Genomic DNA, 425 nt, shown 5'->3' with positions numbered 1-425 from the left:
CGCGTAGCCAGTTTTGGGGTGTGAGTTTTTTAGAGCTTAAGCGCGTAAATCTAGCTAAAATCTTTGTGATAAAATCTAAAAAAAAGGATAAAAAAATGGGAGAAAAATATTTCACTAAAAAAGCGTGGCGTAAGCAAATACAGCGCGATTATTATTTAGACAAAAAGCAAGCAAAGAAAAAGCTAAAATTTTTAATGAATTTTTGTGATTTTGATTGTTTGCGGTGTGCGTGCAGAGATACTGCGTATTGTCCGCACAATGAAATAAGCCCGCGTGGGTGGAAAATGCTAGGCATTGGGTTTGTTTGCGTGTTGGTTGTTTTTGTGCTTGCGGTGTGGCTTGGCTAGATTTTGTTTTTGCTTGTTTTGGTTTTTTGGCTTGCTTTTTCTTGTTTTTGCTTTTTTCTTACTTTGCTTTTAGCTAGA

At 36.5% G+C, this 425-nt stretch carries 1 protein-coding gene; it reads left to right on the top strand.

Annotation, left to right across the window (positions count from 1 at the left end):
- Positions 1-347 (top strand): hypothetical protein (locus tag ACWIX0_RS14280; protein WP_454174628.1); only part of this gene is annotated, 347 nt, incomplete at its 5' end.
- Between the last annotated feature and the right edge of the window lie 78 nt (positions 348-425).

This window comes from Helicobacter sp. T3_23-1059, assembly GCF_053654515.1.
This window is presented reverse-complemented; position numbering and strand designations above follow the sequence as displayed.